The 23,346-nt window shown below is 64.7% G+C and carries 9 protein-coding genes, 1 tRNA gene, 1 other RNA gene and 1 pseudogene; 8 read left to right on the top strand and 4 right to left on the bottom strand.

Going from position 1 to position 23,346, the window contains the following annotated elements; all coding sequences use genetic code 11:
- Positions 1–8 precede the first annotated feature (8 nt).
- The 4 genes and pseudogenes from ACCQ01_RS09565 to ACCQ01_RS09550 all read right to left on the bottom strand — a co-directional run bounded on the left by ACCQ01_RS09565 (position 9) and on the right by ACCQ01_RS09550 (position 14,929).
- A non-coding RNA gene (locus ACCQ01_RS09565) (sX9 sRNA) lies at positions 9–83 on the bottom strand.
- A gap of 62 nt (positions 84–145) precedes the next feature.
- A pseudogene (locus ACCQ01_RS09560) lies at positions 146–12,196 on the bottom strand (two-partner secretion domain-containing protein); the annotation flags it as partial.
- A 69-nt stretch (positions 12,197–12,265) separates the two neighbouring features.
- Complete coding sequence (locus tag ACCQ01_RS09555) at positions 12,266–13,966, bottom strand: ShlB/FhaC/HecB family hemolysin secretion/activation protein (RefSeq protein ID WP_228432377.1); 1,701 nt, start codon at positions 13,964–13,966, stop codon at positions 12,266–12,268.
- Positions 13,967–14,852: 886 nt separating this feature from the next.
- Positions 14,853–14,929: transfer RNA gene (locus tag ACCQ01_RS09550), tRNA-Arg, on the bottom strand.
- Positions 14,930–15,065: 136 nt separating this feature from the next.
- Between ACCQ01_RS09550 and amaB the strand changes: the two genes are divergently transcribed.
- From amaB to ACCQ01_RS09510, 8 genes are all read left to right on the top strand, one after another.
- The gene (gene amaB / locus ACCQ01_RS09545) at positions 15,066–16,598 is read left to right on the top strand and encodes an L-piperidine-6-carboxylate dehydrogenase (RefSeq protein WP_228432379.1); all 1,533 of its coding nucleotides are present in this window, start codon (positions 15,066–15,068) and stop codon (positions 16,596–16,598) included.
- A 328-nt stretch (positions 16,599–16,926) separates the two neighbouring features.
- Positions 16,927–17,211, top strand: coding sequence for a DUF4190 domain-containing protein (locus ACCQ01_RS09540; protein ID WP_011036963.1), 285 nt, complete (start codon positions 16,927–16,929; stop codon positions 17,209–17,211).
- 2 nt (positions 17,212–17,213) lie between these two features.
- Entirely contained in the window at positions 17,214–17,981 is a 768-nt protein-coding gene (locus ACCQ01_RS09535) for a class I SAM-dependent methyltransferase (RefSeq protein WP_043921735.1), read from the top strand.
- A 5-nt stretch (positions 17,982–17,986) separates the two neighbouring features.
- Positions 17,987–19,042 (top strand): quinone-dependent dihydroorotate dehydrogenase, encoded by a 1,056-nt coding sequence (locus ACCQ01_RS09530; RefSeq protein WP_076055474.1) that lies wholly within the window; start codon positions 17,987–17,989, stop codon positions 19,040–19,042.
- Positions 19,039–20,091, top strand: coding sequence for a UDP-N-acetylmuramate dehydrogenase (murB, locus tag ACCQ01_RS09525; protein ID WP_228432381.1), 1,053 nt, complete (start codon positions 19,039–19,041; stop codon positions 20,089–20,091). The genes ACCQ01_RS09530 and murB overlap by 4 nt, the downstream gene beginning before the upstream one ends.
- Positions 20,085–20,996: a DMT family transporter gene (locus ACCQ01_RS09520; RefSeq protein WP_042598948.1), complete on the top strand. Its 912-nt coding sequence runs from the start codon at positions 20,085–20,087 to the stop codon at positions 20,994–20,996. Before murB ends, ACCQ01_RS09520 begins: the two co-directional genes overlap by 7 nt.
- A gap of 144 nt (positions 20,997–21,140) precedes the next feature.
- Positions 21,141–21,845, top strand: a complete 705-nt coding sequence (locus ACCQ01_RS09515) for an aspartate/glutamate racemase family protein (RefSeq protein WP_228432383.1) — start codon at positions 21,141–21,143, stop codon at positions 21,843–21,845.
- A 193-nt stretch (positions 21,846–22,038) separates the two neighbouring features.
- Positions 22,039–23,322 carry an MFS transporter gene (locus tag ACCQ01_RS09510; RefSeq protein WP_228432385.1) on the top strand — a complete coding sequence of 428 codons (1,284 nt, stop codon included), beginning with the start codon at positions 22,039–22,041 and terminating at the stop codon, positions 23,320–23,322.
- Positions 23,323–23,346 lie beyond the last annotated feature (24 nt).

The following is a 23,346-nucleotide window of genomic DNA, read 5'->3' as shown; positions in this document are numbered from 1 at the left end:
CTAAGAGCGGCTAACAAAACGTAGCGAGCAGTCGTCAGGTGGGTGCGGACGGCGCGGAGGAACCGGAGTGTACGTGGGTACATGAGGATTCCGAGCACCGGCCGCGCCCGCCTGGCGGCTGCGCAGTAGTTTTGATAGCTGCTCTAAAGCCCCACACCAACGTCATACCCGCCTGTTGCTGCTTGCTCTTATAGTCACTTGTGTCTTGCTCACTTTGAATCAGCAAGTCACCGCCAACGTTGGCCAGCACTTTGTCGCCGATTGCTTGTGCGCCCTTGATCGTGGTGTCATTGCCACTGACCAACGTCAACCTGTCATTAGCGGTCACCACGCTCTCAGCGTGTACGTCACTATTGCCCTTGGCACTGCCTTTACCCGCATAAGCAGTGAGATACACGCCTGTCGTGGTACCAACGCTGACACCAATCTCGCCGCCGGCGTTCTTGTTCTCCGACTTGTTGGTATTGGTCTCCAGGTTGCTCAGCAAGTTCAGGTCGTTCGCCGCAGACAGCACGACATTTTCACCATTGATCTTGCTACCAATGACATTCAGATCGCCGCCTGTCGCTGCGATGGTGACGTTGCCGGCGCTCAGGATGCGGCTACCGCCAGTGGTTTCCTCATGTGTTGTCGTCTTACTCGACGCACTGCTAGCTCCAATACCGATGCGTAAACTCACGCCCCCCATACTGCTGCCAGCGGCCGCAGCTGCCTGATACTCGGCCACGCCATCGCTGACCGCGTAACCCGCCTTGGCGGCATAGAGGGCCTTTAGACGATCGTCCTCCACATCCGAACCACGTTTGGTCGCGCTATAGGCCGCTTCCGCGGCAGCCACCACCCCGCCGGTCAATCCCAACGTGATGCCCGCACTCTGCTGCTTGGAGGTCTGCACCGTATCCACGGTATTTTCTGCCGCGGCAATCGTGACTTCCTTGCCCACGATCGTAGTGCTGGTGGCACTCAGCACATCGCTGCCGGTAATGGCCACCTTGTTGCCGGCGGTCATTGTCACCGAGCCATCGGTACTGCCGACCAGGCTGCCGCTGTTAGTCACCTCGGTGACGTCCAGCCCATCGGTCTTTTTGGTGACGCCCAATGCGACGCTGAATCCGCCACCGCCGTAGAGACCGGACTTCTTGACGGTCTTTTCGTGTTCTTCGCTGTGCGTGTTCTGCACCGTGTCCAGCGTGATGTTGTTGCCTGCGGCCAATACCACATCGCCGGTGCTGGCGACCTGCGCACCTTGCGACAGCAAATCGTTACCCGCCGCAATCTGCACCGTGTCACCGCTGAGCGTGGTGGTGACCGCCACGGTGTCGTGCCACTCATCATGCGTGGTCGTGGTCTTGCTGGAGAACGTGCCCTTTTTCTTCTTGGTCATGTCCTGCACGGCATCGTGCTGCTCGCTGGCGGCGAGCAGGTTGACGTCGTTGCCGGCAGCCAAGCTGATAGCGCCGTTCTTGCTTGCAGCGGTGGCGGCGGTCAGGGTGATGTCGTTTCCGGCCTGCATGGCCAGGTTGCCACCGGCATTGAACTCGGTGCCGTAGACGGTTTCGTCGCGGGTCGCGGTGGTCTGCTTGAAGCGCTTGCGCGTTTCCAGCGTGTCACTGGTGTCCACCGTGGTCAGGGTGCTGGCGTTGATGTCGTTGCCAGCGCTGATGCCCAGCCCCTTGCCGGCGTCCAGCTTGGCAGCGACCAGGTTGACGTCGTTGCCGGCGCTGAGAATCAGATTGCCGCCGGCGGTAAGAGCCTGCTGGTCGACGGTCTGCGTGGTGGTTGTCGTCGTAACGCGAGTCTTGCCGTTGCGGCTGTTGTAGCTATTGGTCTCGCTCTCGTTGAGGACGGATTCGACATTGAGGTTGTTGCCTGCTGCCGCGATCAGGTCGCCACCGGCTTTGACCTCGGCCTGACGAATGGTTAGGTCGTTGCCCGCCGTCAGCTGCAGGCTGTCGCCCGTGCTGATGGTGGTGCGGGTGGCAACCTTGCCGTCCAGGCCGGTGGTCGGGGTCAGCGAGAGGTTGTTGCCCGCCTGCAGCGCAGCACTGCCGCCGGCCTTGATGGTGACGCCGTGCAGTTGCAGGTCGTTGCCTGCCGAGACGATCAGATCCTGGCCGGTGGTGACGGACACCGCATCGCCACCGCGCAGCAGCCCGTTGTCGTTGCGCAAGGCGCTGGGCGTGAGACTGAGGTTGTTGCCGGCGGTCAGTGCCGCGCTGCCATCGGCCTGCACGCGGGTGCCGGTCAAGGTCATGTCATTGCCGGCGACCATCTGCAGCGTATTGCTGGCACTGATGCCGGACAAAATGCCAACGCCGTTGATGGCCTTGGCTGCTTCACTGATCAGGTTGTTGCCCGCCAGCAGCCCGACATCGCGGCCTTGGATCTGGCCCTGGTTGAGCAAGTCGTTGCGCGCTTCCAGCGCCACGCTGCCGGTGCCGCTGATGCGGTCCTGGTTGAGCAAATTGCCGGCGGTGATGCTGACATCGGCGCCGGCAATCACGCCCTGGTTGCTCATGGAATTGGTGGCGTTGAGCTCGACGTTGCCGCCGGCAATCAAGGCGCCATTGCCGCGCAACTGCAGCGAGTTGGAGGCCAGATACACCACCGGCACCAGCACCTTCTGGCCCTGGTAGTCCTGCTCGACCATCCACACGATGTCCTGCGTGAGTGCGGCCGCCTGTGCGGCGGTCAGGCCGACACCCATGCTCAGCTGCAACTGGCCGGCAGCGGACGCCCCCGATTCCAGCAACGCGCGGTACTGCGCAACGCCATCTTCGTAGTTGCCCAGATAGCGGCGGCCGGTGAGCTGGGTGATCTGGTCCAGCACCAGGCGCTGCTCATAGAAGCCGTCGCCCAGGCGGGTCTGGGTCCACTCCGGGTCCACGCCCAGCTTGTCCAGCAGGAAATCGCTGCTGATGAAGTTGTTGTAGTTAACGAAGCGCGGGTCGGTCTCGATCAGGTAACGGCGGCCCGGGCCATTGCTGCGCCAGCCGTTGATGCCGCCAAGCCCATTGGCGGCACGGCCCATCGCGGTGCGATCGGTGGCGGTGCCGCTGGACAAGCTATACAAGCCACCGATGGGCAGATCGATCTGCGTCAGCGAGGTCTGGCCGCCGCCAACAATGTTGGTGACAGGAATGGTGGCTGGGTCGACACGCGTGCGGCTTCCGGTCGCACCTGCGACAACGCCTGTACCAGCGGCGGCGGTCTGCACGTTGGCCTGATCGACGGAGCTGCGTACAAGCCCACTGTCGTTGGACATCACCGGTGCGACCGACATCGCGACGATGCCGCCGGATGTGGCCAGCGTCGTGTCCTGCGTGTTGGCACCGACTTGCGCGCCTGCGCTACCGGCGGTGCCGGTGGCCACGCGAATGCTGCTCGCGCCGCCGTTGGCGCGACCGATCACAGCCTGGCTGCCGACGTTGGCCGCGGTCTGCCTTGAGCGGCCGCTCAATCCACCTTGTGCGCCGACGCCATTGAGCGAGGCGCCGCTAATGTTACGACCGTCGCTACCGACGGCGCCGTTGCTGATGTTGGCACCGTTGATGCTGACGCCTTGGCCGCCGGTCATGCTGGCGCCCAGGGCGATATAGCTACTGCTCGTGGTCGAGGAATTCAGCCTCTGGTCTTCTTCCTCGTAATAGCAGACAACCTTCTGTCCGACCGGCTGCATGCAATCGTTGGTGATCGCAGTGACGATATGTTCGACATCGCTCTGACGAACCGTCTGGTTTAACGCGAGTGCCTGATTGAACAACTGCTCGCCGCCAACAATCATGTTGTCCGAGAGCCCGCCGAGACCTCGTTGATTTGCTGCGAAAAGCCCAGCAGCGGCGATGGTGGATGCATTATTTGTGACGCTACCGGATAGCAGAATGTTTCCGCCTGCAGCAATCTTCCCCTCAGCGCTTGCCGATGACAGCTGTTCCTGCTGGATCACTTGATAGTTGCGATAAATACCCGGTGCGAGTCCACGGTACGGGTAAGGCGCACGTGCGCCTTGCAGATTCCTGATCGCTTTACCTTCGATAAGCTCGCCACCCGAATACACATCGTCACCAGGATCGGTAGATACACTGGTCGTATTGACAACCCGCCGCCGGTTATTCAGCTGACTGGCTGCAATCAAGATGCTCCCATCCGCCTCAATGCTGCCCGAAACGTTATTCACCACACCTGTGCGCGATACCAACGTGCCGCCACCATCCTGCGCACCACCAATCGCAATATTGCCCAGGCTGAAGATGCGCGCGTCGCGATTGAGCAGCTGATCGCGCACGATCAGGTTCATGTTGCCGGTGGAGCCGAGCAACGCGGAGCCATAGGCTGCGTTGTCGGTTGTGCCGCCAAGGTCGGCACCATTGACGAGCGTGCCGGTATTCACCGTGACATTGCCGCCGACGATGCTGCCGGTGTTGTAAATGCTGTTTGCCACCAGCGACAGCGCGCCGTTGCCAGACATGCTACCGGCGTTATCGATGACGTTGCCGCCGTTAAGGCGGGTGTCGTTGGACAGGATGTTGGCACCGGCACGGTTGGTGATGCTGCCGGCGCTGATATCCAGGCTGCGCGCAGCCTTGAGCGTGGACTCGTTGACCAGACTCCCGCCCACACGCAGGTTGAAATTGCCGTTACTGGTAAGGTCTGCGCTGGCGCGATGGGTGTAATCGCCACGTAAGGTCAGATCCAGCAGATTCTGCGCCAGGATGCTGCCGCCGCCGTCGAAGCCGACGGTATCGATCACCACATCGCCAGCACCACCGATCGCGCTACCGGCACCGATCTGGCCGCCGGCATTGCTCAGGTTCTGCAGATTCAGACGAACAGCCTGCTCGGCCTTGATCTTGCCGTTCTGGTTGTCGAGCGTGGCGCCTGCGCGCTGCAACAGGAAGCTCGCGCCGGCGTAGACGTTGCCGCCCTGGTTGTTCAAGCCGTTGGTATTGGCGATGAGATCGCCACCAGCGACCAGCTGGCCGCTGTTGTTGGCAATGCTGGCCGCATCGATGACCACGCTGCCGCGCCCACCGAGATTGCCGCTGGTGTTGGTCAGGGCACCGCCCGTGGTGATGCGCGTCAGTCCGCCACCGTTGTTGACGATGCTGCCTTGCGTGTTGTCGATACGACCGCCCGATGCGGTCAGCGTGTTGCCGGCATCGAGCTGGCCACCGCTGTTGAGCAACGCGCCAGTGACAGCAACGTTGAGGTCGCGGCCTGCACTGAGCTTGCCGCCCTGATGATTGTCCAGCTGGCCGCGTGCGGTGACGCTGAGGTCGCGTGCGGCTTGCAGGCTGCCGCCGCTGCTGCTGATGTTTTCTGCAGTGATCACTGCATCGGTGCCGGCACCGATGGTGCCGTTGCCATTGTCCAGGCCGCGATTGAGCTCCACGCGCAGGCTGCCGCCCGCACCCGCGTTGGCAACGGCCTGCACGGTACCGCCTGCATTGCTGAGGCTGTCGGCGCGCAAGGTCAGCGCGCCACCATTGGCCTGTAGCAGGCCGTTACGGTTGTCGGCTGCGCCGGTGCTTTGCACATTCAATCCACGTGCGGACACCGAACCCCCGATGTTATTGAGGCTGGCGACAGTCAAGACTGCATCGCCCGCTGCGGCAATCGCGCCACCCTGGTTGTTCAACGCGCCACTGGTGCCCAGGGTCAGTTGACCCTGGGTGAGGATGCGTCCGCTGCTGTTGCCCAGCGCACCACGGCTGGTGACCGACAGGGCGCCGGTGCCGGCGTGTTCGATGCGCCCCTGCGCATTCTCCAGACTGGCTGCAGTCATGGTCAGATCCTGCGCATTGCTAGCCAGCGTGCCGCCGGTGTTGTCGAATGCACCGCCGATCACGACGCGGGTCGCTCCGCTGCCGCTTTGCACCAGCTGGCCACCAGCATTGTTCAAGCTGCCGCCATCGATGCTGACCTGGTTGGCCTGCAGCTTTCCGCCAACCGATCCAAGCAGGCCGTTGTCGATACGGCCACCCGCCTGCAGGCTAAGCGTACCGCCCGCAAGTAGATCGCCACCGCGATGATCCAGATCGCCGCCCGTGGTCAAGCTGGCGTTGCCAGTGGCGCGCGTGCTGGCACCGGCCAACTGCAACTGGCTTCCCTGTGCGATGAGATTGCCGCCGGCCAGCAACTTGCCGGACGCAGTGAGCTGGCGGTCTGCGATCACGCTGAGCGTGCTGCCGTTGCCCAAGCTGCCATCGCCTGCAATACCGGCGCCAACGGTGCCACCAATGCTGATCTCGCCAGCGCGCAACGTGAGATTGCCGGAGCCTGTGGTCTGGCCGGCATTTTCGATACGCGCGCCCTGCAAACCGACAGTGGTGCCGCTGACCACGCCTTGCTGGCGCAGGACCGCATCGCTGTTCAAGGTGATCTGCTGGCCGCCAAGCTGGCCAGCAACATTCAGGTCACCCTTCGCACGCAGCTCCACATTTGAGCCGGCACTCACGCTGCCGCTCTGCGCCAACGCGCCATCCGCCTGGGCCGAAAACGCCCCTGCCGCTGCGAGCGTACCGCCAAGTTGCAGGTTGCCGCGACTGACCAGTGTGACATCGCCGCGCTCGCTGCCCAGCTGGCCGCTGCTGCTCAGCTGCGCCGCTTCCACACGCAACGCGTTACCGCCAATCAGATCACCACGATTGTCCACTGCGCCGTCGGCGATCAACCCCAGGCCCTGCAGACCGTAGGCCTGCCCGGTCTGGCGCAGGCTGCCGACGTTCATGCTCAGCTGGTTGCCTGCACGCACGGCGCCGGCGTTATCGAACAGGCCGCCGATCGCCAGCGTGGTGCTCCCCTGGGCGAGTAGTACACCGGTCGCGGCATTGCTCGCGCTGTTTGCAGTGACGCCGAGCGCCTGGCCGGCAACGACTTGCGCCGCATTGCTGAGCGCGCCTGTGGCGGCCAAGGTGACATTGCGGTCTGCCTGCGCGATGCCGGCCACCGCAAGGTCGCCGGTACTGCGCAACGTCAGGTCGGTCGCTGCATCCAGCGCGCCGCGGCTATCGATCGCTGCACCGTCCACGGTGATGGCCCCACCGCTCTGCAGCACCGCCGCCTGACCGGTAACCACCTGCGCACCGCGCAAGCTGGCATTGCCGGCGGCACTCGCCTGCCCTGCCATGTTCAGCGTGCGCTGCGCCTGCAGGTCGAGTAACGATGCGGATTGCAGCGTGCCGGAGATACCCAGGTCGCGGCCGGCCTGCAGCGCAACGGACTGCGCCTTGAGCGAGCCGGCCTGTTGCAGATCGCCCACCGCAGTGGCCTGCAAGGTGGTCGCCGCGGCCACAACGCCCTGCAACTGCAGATCGTCCCGGCTGTGCAGCGTGACGCCAGCTGTCTCACTGCCCAGCTGTCCGCTGCTGCGCAAGCCACCGCTGTCCAGCTGCAATGCATTCTTGGCGGTGAGGCTGCCGCGGTTGTCCAGCGTACCGGTGATGTTTGCAACCAGCGTATTGCCTGCGAACGCGCTACCGCTCTGATCGAGGCTTGCTGCGGTCATGCGCAGCTCGCCGCCACTCTGCAGGGCACCGTCGTTCTGCAACGCGCCAGCGCTGACCACGGTAAGTGCTCCACCCGCACCAAGCGCGCCGGCAGCAGTGTTGTCGACACGACCTGCCTGCACCGACATGTCGCGACCGGCCACCACCTGGCCGCCGTTCTGCACGGTTCCCACAGCGCTCAGCACCACGTCGCGACCTGCCTGCGCGATGCCGGCGACAGACAGGTCACCGGTGCTGCGCAATGACAGATCGCTACCGGCATCCAACGTACCGCGGCTATCGATGGCAGCGCCGTCCAGCGTGATCGCACCGACACTCTTGACGACGGCGCCAGTCCCTGTTGCCACGCTACCGCCCTGCAAGGCGATGCTGTTTGCCTGGGCTTGGCCACTTATGCGCAGTGCGCGCTGCGCTTGCAGGTCCAAGGTGGAGGCAGACTGCAAGGTACCGGAAGCGCTGAGGTCGCGCCCGGCATTCAGCGTCACAGACTGCGCAGAGAGCGTGCCCGCCTGTAGCAGGTCCCCGCCGGCCGTGGCCTGCAGGGTGGTGGCGGCAGATACCACGCCCTTCAGGTCGACATCGCCCTGGCTGGTCAGCGCCACCGCGCCATTCACCGATCCCAACTGGCCATCGCTGCTGATGCGGCTTGCGGTAATGCTCAGATCATTGCCGGACACCAACTGGCCGCTATTGTCGAATGCGCCTTGCGAAGTGATCGACAGCGCATCACCGCTGTACAAACGCCCACGCTGCAGCAGCGCGCCCGTGCTCAGCGCCAGACTGCGTTCGCCATGCAGGCTGCCGGCGTTGTCGAGCACGCCAGCCGTCTCCACGTGCAGATCGCGCAATGCCCCCAATGTTCCGCCAGCTGCATTGCTGGCAGTGGCCGCCTGCAGGCGCAGATCGCGCGCCGCAACAACCTGTGCTGCGTTGTCGAAGGCGCCACCGGCGGTCAGCACCACGTCCTGCCCGGCCTGGGCCACACCGGCCAGCGCCAGTGCGCCAGTGCTGCGAATCTGCAGGTCACTGGCGGCATCGAGCGCCCCCCGGCTGTCGATGGACTGCCCGTCCAGGGTGATGCCGCTGCCGCTCTGCACGACGGCATCCACGCCAGTGGCAATCGTCCCGGCGGTGAGAGAAGTCGCTGCGCTGCTGGATGCCTGACCAGTGATGGTCAAGGCACGTTGCGCGCGCAGATCCAGCGTGGATGTGGACTGCAGGGTGCCGGCGGCAGCGAGATCGCGCCCAGCCCGGAGTGCGATCGACTGGGCCTTGAGCGCGCCGGCCTGTTGCAGGTCGGTTGCTGCAGTAGCCTGCAAGGTGGTTGCCGCAGCGACCACGCCCGCCAGTTGCATTTCGCCCAGGCTGTTCAAGCTGACAGCGGCACGCTCACTACCCAACTGGCCGCTGCTGCGCAACGTGCCGGCATCAATGCGTAGCGCATCTTTGGCAATCAGGTTGCCGCTGTTTTCCAGGGCGCCTGCAATCGTTGCGGTCAGTGCAGCGCCTGCAGAGGCGCTGCCCGTCTGTTCGAAGCCGGCAGTGGTGATCTGAAGATCCCGACCGGCCTGCACGCGGCCGGCATTGACCAGCTGCGTAGTGCCCTCCACTGCAACATCCCGCTCGGCGGCCAACACACCGGCGCTGGCATTTTCAACGCGCTGCGCCTGTGCGACCAAATCGCCGCCCGCAAACACTTGCGCAGCATTCTCGAGGTTTCCGCCAGCGCTCAGCGTGACATCGCGCCCGCCTTGCGCAACACCGGCAAGCCGCAGATCCGCCTGGCTGCTGGCACGCAGGTCGCCCGCAGCATCGAGCTTGCCGCGGCTGTCGATGGCCGCAGCGTCCAGGCCAATCGCACCGGCGCTCTGGAGCACCGCAGCGTCGGTGGTGGCGAGCGTCTCTGCACGCAGACGCGCATCGCCGCCGACCGCACCCTGCGCGGCAAAGGTCAGCGTGCGCTGCGCCTGCAGGTCCAGCGCGTTGGTGGATTGCAAGCTACCTGCAGTGGTGAGGTCTCGCCCGGCCTGCAGCGTCACCGATCGCCCACGCAAGGCGCCGTCTTGCTGCAGATCTCCGGCAGCCGTTGCCTGGAGCTCGGTTGCCGCAGCTACCACGCCGCCCAAGCGCATATCGCCTTGCGAATTCAATCGCACATCGGCCGACTCGCTGCCAAGCTGCCCATTGCTGCGCAACGTGCCGGCATCGATTTGCACGGCTTGCTTGGCGACCAGGCTGCCGGTGTTGTCGAGCGTTTCGCTGACCGAAGCGGTCAGTGCGTTGCCCGCAGTCGCGCTGCCCTGTTGCACCACGTTCGCTGCAGTGAGCTGCAGGTTGCCGCCGGCAGACAAGCTGCCCGCGTTATCCAGCAGGCCGGCGGTACGCAAGGTGGCATCACCCTGAGACGACAACGCCGCACCTTGCGCATTACGCAGCGCTGCGGCATCCAGGCCCAACGTGCCCACCGCAACGACTGCACCGCCGTTGTCCACCCGGCCACCAGCCTGTAGCGCAGTTGCACCTGCGCTTTGAAGGGTGCCGGCTAGCTGCATGTCGCCCTGGCTGGCAAGACGAAGGTTGACACCACTCTCCACGGTGCCGTCGCTATCGATGGCCGCACCTGCGAGCAGCAGATTGCCGTCGCTACGCAACTGCCCGCGCTGCAGCAGGGACCCGTTGGCCTGCAACGCCAGCTCGCCCGTGGACCGCAGGATGCCGCTGCTGGTCAGCGTTCCAGCAGAGGCCACAGTCAGCGCACCGCTGCTGGTCTGTATCGCGCCCGCCAGCGTGGCGTTGCCGCCACTGCGCAGATCCAGCCGGCCTGCACTGAGCGTGCCGGAGACATCGGCGGTGGTCGCGGCATCCAGCGTCATCGCCGCGCCTGCCACGGTATTGCCGCGCAGATTCAGGCTGCCGCGGCTCCGCACCACAGTGTCGCCCGTCTGGCTGCCCACATCGCCGCGGCTGTCCAGCTGCGCCGCATCCACACGCAAGGTTGCGCCAGCGACCAGCCTGCCGCTGTTGTCCACCGCCTGATCCACCGCCACTTGCGCAGCGCGCACAGCAGACAGGTGCCCGGCATTATTCAGCGCACCCGCCTGGACCTGAAGGTCGCGGCCTGCATAGGCGCTACCGGCCGTCTCCAACAACCCGGCGCTACGCATGGCCAGATCGCCACCCGCCGATACCGCTGCGCCTTGCGCGATACGCACGCTGCCTGCACCCAACGAGAGCGCAGGGCCAGCAACCAGCTGGCCCTGCAGCTCCAGGGCGCCACCGGCCTGCACATCGGCATCCTGCCCCGCCTGGGCCAGCCCCGCCAGGCGCAAGCTGCCTGTGCTGTTCACCCGCAACGCGGTCGCTGCGTCCAGCGTTCCCAGTGCATCGATGTCGTTCGCCTGCATGCTGATCGCAGCACCGCTCTGCAGTGTCCCCGACACGCCAAGGCGCACGGCGCGCAGGGTCGCACCTGCACCTGCATAAGCAACCCCGCCGGTGCGCAACAGCCCATCGGCGCCAAGGTCCAGCACACCTTGCGTATGCAAGCTGCCGTCCGCGTTCAATTGAGAACCGAACAGACGGATCGAGCCCGCGCTGCTACGCCCACTGTGTGTCAGCGTGCCACTGGCCTGCGCATCCAGTGCACCTGCGGCGACCAGATCGCCCCCCAGACGCAGCTGTGCGCCGCGCAGGCTGACCGTGCCCTGCTGCGATCCAAGCACGCCGCTCTGCTCCAGATCGCCAGCCGCACGCGCGCTCAAGCCGTCGCGCGCGACCGTGGTGCCACGCAAGCTCACCTGCCCTGCGCCATCGATCTGCAGATCACCACTTTGTGCGGCCAAGGTCCCGCGACTTACCACGCCGACACCGGCCTCTGTGGCAATCAGGCGAATCCGGTCCGCATACATGCCGCCCAGCTGCGCAACGTCGATACCGATCGCCGGAGCGCCACCATCGGTGCCCGGCAACACATCCAGCAGCATGCCGTCGTAGTTGATACGACCGGTACCGGCCGTGGCTACCAGTTCCTTGGTCCAGATGGAACCGCCCACGCTCAACTGGCGCGACAGCAGGTCCAGACGGTCCACATTGAACGCGTCCAGGCCATTGCTACCGATGCTCAACGCACCGCCAGTCACCGTGAAGCCGTTCAACGCACCATCGCTGCCCAGGTTGGGCGTGCCGGTCGTCAAGGTGACACGCGAGGTGTTGAGGAAGCCGCAGCCATCACACGAAATGCCATTGGGGTTGGCGATGACCAATTGCGCCTTGGCGCCTGCAATTTCGGTATAGCCCTGCAGGCGGCTGCTGGCCGAGGTCACTTCGTTGAGGATCAACGAGGCCGGACCGCTGCGTTGCAGATTGTTGTTGCCGGCCACGTAGCCGCCAAGTTCGGTCTTGGAAATCTGCGCGCTGTTATTGAGGATCAATCCATTGGGGCCAACATTGAAATTGCTGTAGCGGTTGTGCGAGATGCCACGCGCGTTGGGCGCGACGATGTCCACCACCGGCACGCCGTTGGCCGCGACCTGCTGGCCGGGCTGTTGACCACCGGGATTGGGCGTTGGCGCAACCTGCGCCCACGCCGGAAACGATGTCCAGGTCACCGTGCAGCACAGCAGCAGCGCCAGTCCGCGCTTGCACTGTTCGGCCACGTAACCACGCATGCCCATCGTTTGCTTGTCCATGTGTCTCTCTCGCCCGCCAATGGCGGCATCAATCCGAAAACACGCTGCCGGACGGCAGCGTGGTCAATGTCAAAACTGGTAGATCAACCGTGCGCCGTACGCAGGCTGGGCACTGCCGAAACCATCCGGGCGATGAATCGCCCAACCGGCAAAGGCATCGATGCTGGCGCCGAACCAGCCGCCACGCAGGCCCACAGCACCGCCGACCAGGCTGCGCCCGCGCAGGCCGCTGGCACTGCTGCCATCAATGCGGCCTGCATCCAAGCCGAGGTACGGCGTTATGCCGAGTTGCTGCACAGGCAGGCTGAGCGTGTTGCGCCAATAGGCGCCTTTCTCGGCACCCAGCGTGGCTTCGCCGTCGAACCCGCGCACGCTGTAACGGCCGCCAATGGTGACGAACTCCGACCCGAGCAAGAGTTCGCCCGCCGTCTGTGCGCGCAAGCTGCTTTCCCATGCAAATGGCAGCGCACCCAGCTTGAACGGCAGCGCGGTGCTGACGTCCAGCGTGGTGACGCCATAGCGAAACGAGGGGAAACCGATCTGCGGGTCATAGCCGGTCCATTGGCTGTCGAACCACGGCGTGCCACGCCGGTGCGCAAGCCGCACGTCGAGTTGCAGCGCCCCCAGATAGCGCCGATGGGTGAAATAGAATTCCGCACTACTGGTATCGCGACGCTGGATGCCGATTTCCACGCCATCCAGATAACTGCGTGCACGTCGGCGCCCCACCGTGACGCCGGCAGAGGTCTTGCTGGTGCCGTTGCGATGCAGGACGCGCTGGAGATCCAGCTGTGCGTTGCTGGATTCGCCGCTGGACTGGAAAGTCTGCAAAAACCCATCCACCCGCTGGTGATAACGATACGAGGACGTAGACAGCGCCAGCGTCCACCATCCCCACGGCAGGTTGTAACTCAGGCTGTTGCCGCGCGTGCCGCGCTCTTCGTCGCGGGTGGCCAGATCGTGGCTGTAGCCGACGCTGAGCACATCGTTGAGGCCAAATGGATTGTCGAAAGACACATCCAGACCGCCCTGCATCCGCCCCGTCGCCTCAACCCCCGAATCGTCGGCATTGAGTACGCCGCGCCAGCGACGGCCGTGCTGCAGGGTGATGACCAGATCCGATTCGCCTGGCGCATCACCGGGTGCGATATCGATCTTGGCGTCCTGCGATGGCAGCCGTTTGAACTGCTCCACGGCCTGTTCGATCGCGCGCAGGTCCAGCAAGTCGCCATGGCGCAGTGGCAACGCATTCTTCCAATAGGCGCTGCCCTGATCGGACACGATGCGCACGTCGCGCAAGCGGCCAGGCATCAATTCAAAGCGGAGTTCGCCGCGTGAGAGATCCTGCTCGGGCACGCCGATGCGCGTGGTTACCAGGCCCCGTGCAACCAGCTGGTCCAACGCGCGGCGGCGAATGACATCGATCCCCACGCGCCCGATGCAACGGCCTTCATACCGGCGCAGGGATTTCCAAAGCCACCCAAAACGCGCGCCATCCGCCCCAGCACCGGACACACGTACACGGGTGATCGCAAAGCACAGCTCCTCCTTGGGCAGCACAGTACTGCGCGCATCAACCCGCTCGGCATCCTCGCGCGGGCCGGCGAACGGCGCCTGGCGCTCCTGCTCCTGCCGGCGCTGGATCTCTTCGGCCTGACGCAACTGCTCCTGCCGGTCCAGCGTGGTGGGTGCTGCCTGTTGTGCAGCCACCTGCCCGGCAACCGCCCATAGGCAAGCCGCCAGCGCAAAAGGCGCCGATCGTTTCCACATCGTGTCTTGCCCCTGTTGACAGCGTTACCGCGCTGCTGCGCGACCCCGCTGGCATCGGCGTGCCTGGCCGCCAAAATGGCGATCCAACCCGTCAGCACGCAAATCCGGCGCAACTTTGCTGGAACGTGAACAGGGGGTCAACGCTGCGTGTAGGGAGGTTCCTGTAAGAAAAGTCCCACCCTTTTCGATTCGTGACGCAAATCTCATAAATAAATCTGAGTTGCGAAGCAGAGAACGTGGATAACTGGGTGGCCAGTTGAGACTTGGCGCCTAACGTCTTCCAAATTCCCTTAATTACTTTTATCTAAGGGATGTTCGCAAGGGCATAGAAGTCAGGTCGACGTTATCAGCAGGCAGTTTGGAATCAAGGAAAAGAAAAGTTGCCAGGCAAGTTGCCGCTGCTTGAACAGAAGCCAGCGGCTGGTTAGCTGCTAGTGCCTGCGGGACGTCTCGGGCGTGTCCACCTAACGGGCGCATCTACATAGAATTCGCCGGCATATACCCCGTTGTTGCGAGGGGCTTAGGCGATGAAGAAGTCAGGGTCTAGCGAGAGGCAGATTGTCCAAGGGCATGTCAGGCGATGACAACCCACTGAACCTGACCATGGAAATCAGATAAAGATCAGGTTGCGAGATACATAGCGGATTCCACTTACCGCGAGCGCACTGATGAAAATTGGGAAGAGCTTGAACCCATCTTTCGACTCAACGAGCTTTTCAGAATGCCTCGCCAGGCACGCAGCACCGGGTAAGGGCAACGTGATCCCACGAGTGCCCGGATACGGGCGAATTAGTCGCTGGTGCGGAGCACTGGATGACGAACTGACCGACATTGAAGATGCCATTGCGGCTTTGTTCCCCCAAGCCAGTCAGAGCGTCAAAACTTCTGGTGACCCCGGCCCGATTCGAACGGGCGACCTTCCCCTTAGGAGGGGGACGCTCTATCCAGCTGAGCTACGGGGCCAAGGGCGGCATTGTCGCATGTTCGTCCGGCTTGCCAAGCCGGCGGGCGGTGCGGGGAACCTGCTAAAATCGGCGGCTACTTGCGTTGCGTTCCGCCTGGTGCGGGGTGCGGCCGTCCCGACTTTCTTGGAGATTCCATGTCCGCTGACCTGCTCAAGGCGCTCGACCTCGCCCCGTCCAATGCCGGCACCTATCTTGGCGAGGGGACCTGGTCGCAGGCCACCGGTGCCGGGGTGCTGCAGCCGCTCAATCCGACCACCAATGCGGTGATCGCCGATGTGCAGGCCACCACGCCGGAGGACTACGAGCTGATCGTGGCGCGCGCGCAGGCCGCCTTCAAGGTCTGGCGCACCACCCCGGCGCCGCGTCGTGGCGAGGCCGTGCGCTTGTGCGGCGAGGCACTGCGTGCGCACAAGGACGCGCTCGGTTCGCTGGTGGCGCTGGAGATGGGCAAGAGCAAGCCCGAGGGCGATGGCGAAGTGCAGGAGATGATCGACATCGCCGACTTTGCGGTGGGCCAGAGCCGCATGCTCTACGGCTACACCATGCATTCGGAGCGCCCGGGCCACCGCATGTACGAGCAGTACCAGCCGCTGGGCCTGGTCGGCATCATCAGTGCGTTCAACTTCCCGGTGGCGGTGTGGGCGTGGAATGCGTTCCTGGCGGCTATTTGCGGCGATATCTGCATCTGGAAGCCGTCCAACAAGACCCCGCTGACCGCGATCGCGACGATGAAGATCTGCAATGCCGCGCTCAAGGAGGCCGGCTTCCCGGACATCTTCTTCCTGATCAACGATGCCGGCACCTCCTTGTCGGAAAAGCTGGTCGAAGACGGCCGCATCCCGCTGATCAGCTTCACCGGCTCGACCCAGATCGGCCGCGTGGTGGCCGAGAAGGTCGCCCGTCGCCTGGGCCGCTGCCTGCTGGAGCTGGGCGGCAACAACGCCATCATCCTGGATGAAACCGCCGACCTGAAGCTGGCGGTGCCGGGCATCGTGTTCGGTGCGGTCGGCACCGCCGGCCAGCGCTGCACCACCACGCGCCGCCTGATCGTGCATGAATCCATCTACGACAACGTGCTGGCCACCCTGGTCAAGGCGTACAAGCAGCTCGACAGCAAGATCGGCGACCCCACCGACCCGGCCAACCTGATGGGCCCGCTCAACAGCCGCGGTGCGGTGGAGCAGTTCCTGGAGTCCATCGCCAAGGCCAAGGCCGCCGGCGGAACCGTGGAAGTGGGCGGCACCGCGATCGATCGCCCAGGCAACTTCGTGTTGCCGGCGATCGTGACCGGGCTGAAGAACAGCGACGCGGTGGTGCAGCACGAGACCTTCGCGCCAATCCTGTACGTGATGAAGTACAGCACGCTGGATGAGGCGATCGATCTGCAGAACGGCGTGCCGCAGGGCCTGTCGTCGTCGATCTTCACCCAGAACCTGAAGGCGGCCGAGAAGTTCCTGTCGGCGGCCGGCAGCGACTGCGGCATTGCCAACGTCAACATCGGCACCTCGGGTGCGGAGATCGGCGGTGCGTTCGGTGGCGAGAAGGAAACCGGCGGCGGTCGCGAATCCGGCTCGGATGCGTGGAAGGTCTATATGCGTCGCCAGACCAACACCATCAACTACTCCGATTCGCTGCCGCTGGCGCAAGGCATCAAGTTCGACCTCTGATCACTCTGTGATCGCAGCGCCCCGGGCTCCGGGGCGCTGTCCGGTGCTGGCACCTGGCGCTCGCTGCGCCTGTTGGTACCACTGCCTGCAGCGACGCACGCGCTGCTTTCTGCGCGCTGCCCCGCCAGGGCCAACGCGAGCACATGCAACACCCAGCGCTTGCCCAGTGCGCAAAAGACCGCCTCACGCATTGGCCGCGACCCGATGCATCCCGCAGGCCATACTGCACAACCGCCATTCCGCCGCAGACCGCACGCCATTTGCGTGCCCGCTCTGGGATAATTGTGCGGCGCCCTGCCCTCCGGCCGTGGCCACCCAAGGAGTTGTGATGAATCATGTCGTCCGACAGACCAGCACGCTGGCCATCGTCAGCCTGGTCTCAGGCATTCTCGGCTGGACCCTGCTGCCGTTCCTGGGCAGCGTCTGCGCCATCATCACCGGCCACCTGGCGCGCGGCGAGATCCGGCGCAATCCGCAAGGCCTGGAAGGCGATGGGCTGGCTGTTGGCGGCCTGCTCCTGGGCTGGATCTCGGTGGCGATGTGGATTGCGGGCGTGGCGATCTTCGTCCTGTTCTTCGGCGGCCTGGCCTGGTTTGCGGCGGCAAACGCGTGAGCATGGCCGCGCCATCCTCCGCGCAACGGTTCAACGACCGGGTGGCCGCGTACGTGCGCTACCGGCCCAGCTACCCGCCGCAGGTCTTGCGCTGGCTGCATGAGCAGCTCGGCGTGACGCCCGCCAACCACGTGGCCGACATCGGTGCCGGCACCGGAATTTCCAGCCGGCTGTTCCTGGAGGCCGGCTACCCGGTGACCGCAGTGGAACCGAATCCGGCCATGCGCGAAGCAGCGCAGCAATGGCTGGCCAGCTATGCCAAATTCCGGGCGGTCGACGGCACTGCCGAGGCGACCGGGCTGGCCGATGCCAGCGTGGATGTGGTCTCTGCGGCGCAGGCCTTCCATTGGTTCGACATGCTCGCGGTGCGCGCCGAATGGGCGCGCATCCTCAAGCCGGGCGGTCTGGCGGTGGTGTACTGGAACAGCCGCGAGCTGGACAGCACGGCGTTCCTGCGCGGCTATGAGCAGCTGTTGCTGGACTACGGCACCGACTACACCGCCGTGGCCGAACGTTACCAGGACGATGCCACCATGCAGGCGTGGTTCGGCGAGGGTTTCGTTGCGATGGCCAAGTTTCCCAACGTGCAGCAGCTGGACTTCGAGGCCTTGCGCGGCCGCTTGCTGTCGTCGTCATACGCGCCCTTGGCGCACGATCCGCGGCATGCACCGATGCTTGCCGCGCTGCGCACCCTGTTCGATGCACATGCCCAGGATGGGCACATCGATTTCCATTATCAGACCCGCGTGTTTGCCGGGAGATTGAACTGACCCGCATGTATTCGCTCGCCCGCCCCTTCCTGTTCGCCGTCGACGCCGAGCGCGCCCACGCGCTGGCCCTGCGCGCCATCGACACCGCCTACCGCACCGGCACCACGGCGCTGGTGGCCACCCGGCCGGTGCCCCTGCCCACGCCCGCCTTCGGGCTGATGTTCCCCAACCCGGTGGGCCTGGGCGCCGGGCTGGACAAGAACGGCGAGCACATCGATGCGCTGCTGGCACTGGGCTTCGGGTTTGTCGAGATCGGCACGGTGACGCCGAAGCCGCAGGAGGGCAATCCCAAGCCGCGCATGTTCCGGTTGCCCGAATACCAGGCGGTGATCAACCGCATGGGCTTCAACAACCTGGGCGTGGATGTGCTGGTGAAGAACGTGCAGCGTGCGCGCCGGCGCGGTGGCCTGCTCGGCATCAACATCGGCAAGAACAAGGACACGCCCAACGAGGAAGCGACCAGCGATTACCGCTATTGCATGGAGCGCGTGTATCCGCTGGCCGACTACATCACCGTCAACATTTCCTCGCCCAATACCGCCGGTTTGCGCGAGCTGCAGGAAGAACAGGCGCTGCGCCGGCTGATCGCCGATCTGCGTGAAACCCAGGAAGCCCTGGCCGCGCAGCACGGCAAGCGCGTGCCGATGCTGGTGAAGGTGGCACCGGACCTCAACGACCGCGACATCGATGCGGCCGCACGCGTGTTGGCGGACCTTGCGGTGGATGGCGTGATCGCCACCAATACCACGGTGACGCGCACCCTGGTGGCCACCCATCCGATGGCCGAGCAGGCCGGCGGCCTGTCGGGCGCACCGCTGCTGGGGCAATCCACGCTGGTGCTGCGCCGCCTGCGTGCACGCCTGCCCGAGTCCATTCCGTTGATCGGCGTGGGCGGCATCACGTCCGGCGCCGATGCGGTGGCCAAGATGGCCGCCGGTGCCAGCCTGGTGCAGTGCTACAGCGGCCTGGTCTATCGCGGGCCGCGCTTGATCGGCGAGTGCGTGGATGCAATCCGGCGCCGTCGTGAGTCGCCCAGTGGCGGCGCGGTGGGGCCGCTATGAGCGCGGCATCGCCGCTGCGCTGGCAACTCACCGAACACGCCCCGCTCCGCGCACTCAACACCTTTCATGTGGATGCCACGGCGCGCTGGCTGTTGAACATCCATGCGCCCGAGGCACTGCCCGACGCACTGGCTGCGCCGCAAATCGCCGGGCAACCACTGCTGGTGCTGGGCAGCGGCAGCAATGTGTTGCTGGCCGGCGACCCGCCCGGCTGCGTGCTGTGTTTCGACAACCGCGACATCGCCATTATCGCCCACCATGCCGACCACGCCATCGTGCGCGCCGGCGCCGGGGTCAATTGGCATGGGCTGGTGATGTATTCGCTGCAGCAGGGGCTTTCCGGCCTGGAAAACCTGGCGCTGATTCCCGGCACCGTGGGTGCCTGCCCGATCCAGAACATCGGCGCCTACGGCGCGCAGGTCAGCGACTTCATCCATGTGGTGGAAGCCTACGACCGCGGCAGCCAGCAGTTCGTGCGGATGACGCCGACCGAGTGCGCCTTTGCCTACCGCGACAGCGTGTTCAAACAGCAGCCGGACCGGTATCTGATCGTGGCGGTGGAATTCAATCTGCCGCTGCTGCACGAATTACGGCTGGACTATGCCGGCATCCGCGAAGAACTCGCGCGCATGGGCGCCGAGCTCGCGGGCGCGGCCGATGTGGCGCAGGCGGTGATCAACATCCGCCAGCGCAAGCTGCCTGACCCGGAGGTGTTGGGTAACGCCGGCAGCTTCTTCAAGAACCCGCTGCTGCCGAGTGAGCAGATTGCCGCTTTGCAGGCGAGCTTTGCCGACATGCCGGTGTTCCCCGGCGAGCAGCCCGGCCAGGGGAAACTCTCGGCGGCGTGGCTGATCGAACAATGCGGCTGGAAAGGCAGGCGCGAGGGCGACGCCGGCATTTCCCAAGCGCATGCCTTGGTGCTGGTCAATCACGGCAATGCCACCGGCGCGCAGTTGCTGGCGTTCGCACGCCAGGTGGCCGAATCGGTGCGGGAGCGGTATTCGGTGATCCTGGAACCGGAGCCGCGCGTGATCGGAGCGCATTGGTGACAGCGCAGCCCGCGTCGGCGCGCGCTGCGCTGTGGATGTTAGTCAGCACATTTGCGTTCGGCCTGATGGCCATCACCATCCGGCTGGCGTCCAAGGACATCGCCACGACCGAGATCGCGTTTTTCCGTAACGCATTCGGCCTGCTGGCGCTGCTGCCGTTGATCGTGCGCCCTGGCAAACCGCTGCCGCGCACGCGCCAGTTACCGCAATACCTGGCGCGCACGCTGATTGGCCTGGCCTCGATGCTGTGCGGCTTCTGGGCGATCGGGCATCTGCCGCTGTCGCAGGCTATTTCGTTGTCGTATTCCACGCCGTTGTTTGTCACCGTGCTGGCAGTGATCTGGCTGCACGAACAAGTGCGCCTGCGCCGCTGGCTGGCAGTAGCAGCCGGTTTCGTAGGCGTGCTGGTGATCCTGCGGCCGGGCTCGTCCACATTCACGCCCGGGCTGCTGATTGCACTGTTGGCCGCGGTGATCAGCGCGGTGGTCGCCATCCAGATCAAGCAGCTCTCGCGTAGCGATGATTCGGACACGGTGGTGTTCTACACCTACGTGTTCTGGGTGCCGATGTCGTTGATTCCGGCGTTGTTCCAATGGACCTGGCCACACGGGATCGACTGGCTGTGGCTGGTGGCCACCGGCATCTTCGGTACCGCCGGGCAACTGTTCTGGACACGTGCGCTCAAGCTGGGCGAAGTCTCTGCGTTGCAGCCGATCAGCTTCATGCAATTGCCCCTGGTGGCCTTGCTGGGGTGGTGGCTGTTCGGCGAAGCGATCGCGCGCCACACGGTGATCGGTGCGGCGATCATCATCTCTGCCAACGTGTACATCGCGCATCGCGAAACCGTGCTGGCGCGCCGCGCGGCGACGCATGCGCCGGTGGAAGGCGCCAAACCGGGCGAGTGAGCGGGTCCACGCGGCAGCTGGATGGGCTCGCTGGCCATGCATCTCCTCGGCAATGGCAACGTAGACTTCGGTCGCCGCGTACTGCGTACCACCTGCGCCGTAAGGTTTCCGATTTACCATCCGCTGCACTGACGTGGAGTTCGCATGCCGGTCCCAACAAAAACCATTGGTTTGATCGGCGGAATGAGCTGGGAATCCACCCTGCCCTATTACCGCATCATCAACCAGCAGGTGCGCGATGCGTGCGGTGGCCTGCACTCGGCGAAGCTGCTGCTTTACAGCGTCAATTTTCATGAGATCGAGCGGCTGCAGCATGCCGGCGATTGGGAGGGGGCCGGCCAGGCGATGGCAGCAGCAGCGCGTGCACTGCAAGCCGGAGGCGCCGACTTCATCGTGCTGTGCACCAACACGATGCACTGCGTTGCTGACGCGATCACCGCCGCCACACCCCTGCCGTTGCTGCACATCGCCGATGCCACCGCCGATGCATTGGTCGCCGCGGGCATCCTCCGTGTCGGGCTGCTCGGTACGCGCTTCACCATGGAGCAACCGTTCTATCGCGAGCGCCTGGAAGCGCGGGGCTTGGACGTGCTGGTGCCGCCGGCCGAGGCACGCGCACAGCTGCATCGGGTGATCTACGACGAGTTGTGCCAGGGCGTGATCAAACCGGAATCGCGCGACTATTTCCGTCAGGTCATGGCTGACCTCGGCCAGCACGGTGCGCAAGCGATCATCCTCGGGTGCACCGAGATTTCGCTGCTGGTGGACAGCACCGATGCGCAGCTGCCGTTGTTCGACACCACCGCGTTGCACGCCGAGGCGGCGGCATTGGCAAGCGTGTCCGGCTGATTCGCGACGAAAGCGCAGCAATGGCGCCCTGACCGAAGCAACAGCGTATTTTGCGTGAAGTCTGATAGGTGTTATCGGCATTCCATTGCGCAAACGCCGTAGCGACGGCGCTGCATGGCAGCTAGCATTGGTGCTCGGCGCGTTTCCCAGCATCAATGGCAATGCGTCGCCACCCGCGACAGGATGCAATTGCATGACCACCGACGCCCTACCAACGCAGCTCACCCGCCGCGATTACAAAACGCTGGGCTTGTCCGCGCTGGGCGGCGCGCTGGAATTCTATGACTTCATCATCTTCATCTTTTTCGCGAAGGTGCTGGGCGAGTTGTTCTTCCCGCCCGGCATTCCGGAGTGGACGCGGCAATTGCAGACGTTCGGCATTTTTGCCGCCGGCTATTTGATCCGCCCGCTGGGCGGCATTGTGATGGCCCACTTCGGCGACCTGCTCGGGCGCAAGCGCATGTTTGCGCTGAGCATCGGGTTGATGGCGCTGCCCACGCTCGCTATCGGCGTGCTGCCGACCTACGCGCAGATCGGCTTGGCTGCACCGCTGTTGCTGCTGACGATGCGTCTGCTGCAGGGCGCGGCCATTGGCGGCGAGGTTCCCAGCGCATGGGTGTTCGTCGCAGAACACGTGCCCGCGCGACGCAGAGGGCTGGCCTGCGGCACATTGACTGCTGGCCTGGCTGCCGGCGTGCTGCTTGGTTCGCTGAGCGCCGGCGCACTCAATCGCGCCTTTACCGCGCAGGAAATCGCCGAATACGCCTGGCGACTGCCGTTCCTGGCCGGCGGCATCTTCGGCCTGCTGTCGGTGTATTTGCGGCGCTGGCTGCATGAAACGCCCGTGTTCGCTGAGTTGGTGGCCATGCGTGCGCTGGCACGCGAGACGCCACTGAAAGTGGTGCTGCGCGATCACCCGCGCAGTCTGGCGTTGTCGCTGTGGCTGACCTGGGTGGTGGCCGCCGCAGTGCTGGTGGTATCGCTGATGACGCCCACGCTGCTGCAGACCGCCTATGGCTATCCGGCACCGGTCGCGCTGCAGGCCAACCTTTTGGCAGTGCTCATGCAGGCCATCGGCTCGGTGGTAGCCGGCGCGCTCTCGGACCGCTGGGGCAACGGGCGTGTTCTGCTGGCCGGCAGCGTATTCCTGGGCATCAGCGCATGGCTGTTCTATCGCCTGGCAGGCGACCCGCAACTGCTGTTCCCGCTGTATGCCCTGCTCGGTGCTGCGCTGGGCGTGCTGGGTGCGATTCCCCGCGTGATGGTCGAGGCGTTTCCACCGGTGGTGCGTCTGTCCGGCGTGTCGTTTGCCTACAACCTGGGCTATGCCGTGTTCGGCGGCCTGACCCCGTTGCTCGTGGTGCTGCTGCTCAAGCAACACCCGATGGGGCCGGCGTATTACGTGATTCTGCTGGCATCCATCGGAGCCATCGTTGGCGTCCGCCTGTGGCAACGGGAGCGTGTCCGCACTTCTTAGAGCCGCTGCCAACCCCTAGCGAGC

The sequence above is a fragment of the Xanthomonas sp. NCPPB 4037 genome, assembly GCF_041475695.2.
Taxonomy (GTDB): domain Bacteria; phylum Pseudomonadota; class Gammaproteobacteria; order Xanthomonadales; family Xanthomonadaceae; genus Xanthomonas; species Xanthomonas campestris.
Note: the sequence above shows the minus strand (reverse complement) of the source record. Positions and strands in the feature narration are given on the sequence as shown.

Bases quoted from the DNA above. Each gene is read 5' to 3' on its own strand.
- ACCQ01_RS09555 (WP_228432377.1), bottom strand. From the start codon at position 13,966: ATGTGGAAACGATCGGCGCCTTTTGCGCTGGCGGCTTGCCTATGGGCG.
- ACCQ01_RS09530 (WP_076055474.1), top strand. From the start codon at position 17,987: ATGTATTCGCTCGCCCGCCCCTTCCTGTTCGCCGTCGACGCCGAGCGC.
- ACCQ01_RS09535 (WP_043921735.1), top strand. From the start codon at position 17,214: ATGGCCGCGCCATCCTCCGCGCAACGGTTCAACGACCGGGTGGCCGCG.
- ACCQ01_RS09540 (WP_011036963.1), top strand. From the start codon at position 16,927: ATGAATCATGTCGTCCGACAGACCAGCACGCTGGCCATCGTCAGCCTG.
- amaB (WP_228432379.1), top strand. From the start codon at position 15,066: ATGTCCGCTGACCTGCTCAAGGCGCTCGACCTCGCCCCGTCCAATGCC.
- ACCQ01_RS09515 (WP_228432383.1), top strand. From the start codon at position 21,141: ATGCCGGTCCCAACAAAAACCATTGGTTTGATCGGCGGAATGAGCTGG.
- murB (WP_228432381.1), top strand. From the start codon at position 19,039: ATGAGCGCGGCATCGCCGCTGCGCTGGCAACTCACCGAACACGCCCCG.
- ACCQ01_RS09510 (WP_228432385.1), top strand. From the start codon at position 22,039: ATGACCACCGACGCCCTACCAACGCAGCTCACCCGCCGCGATTACAAA.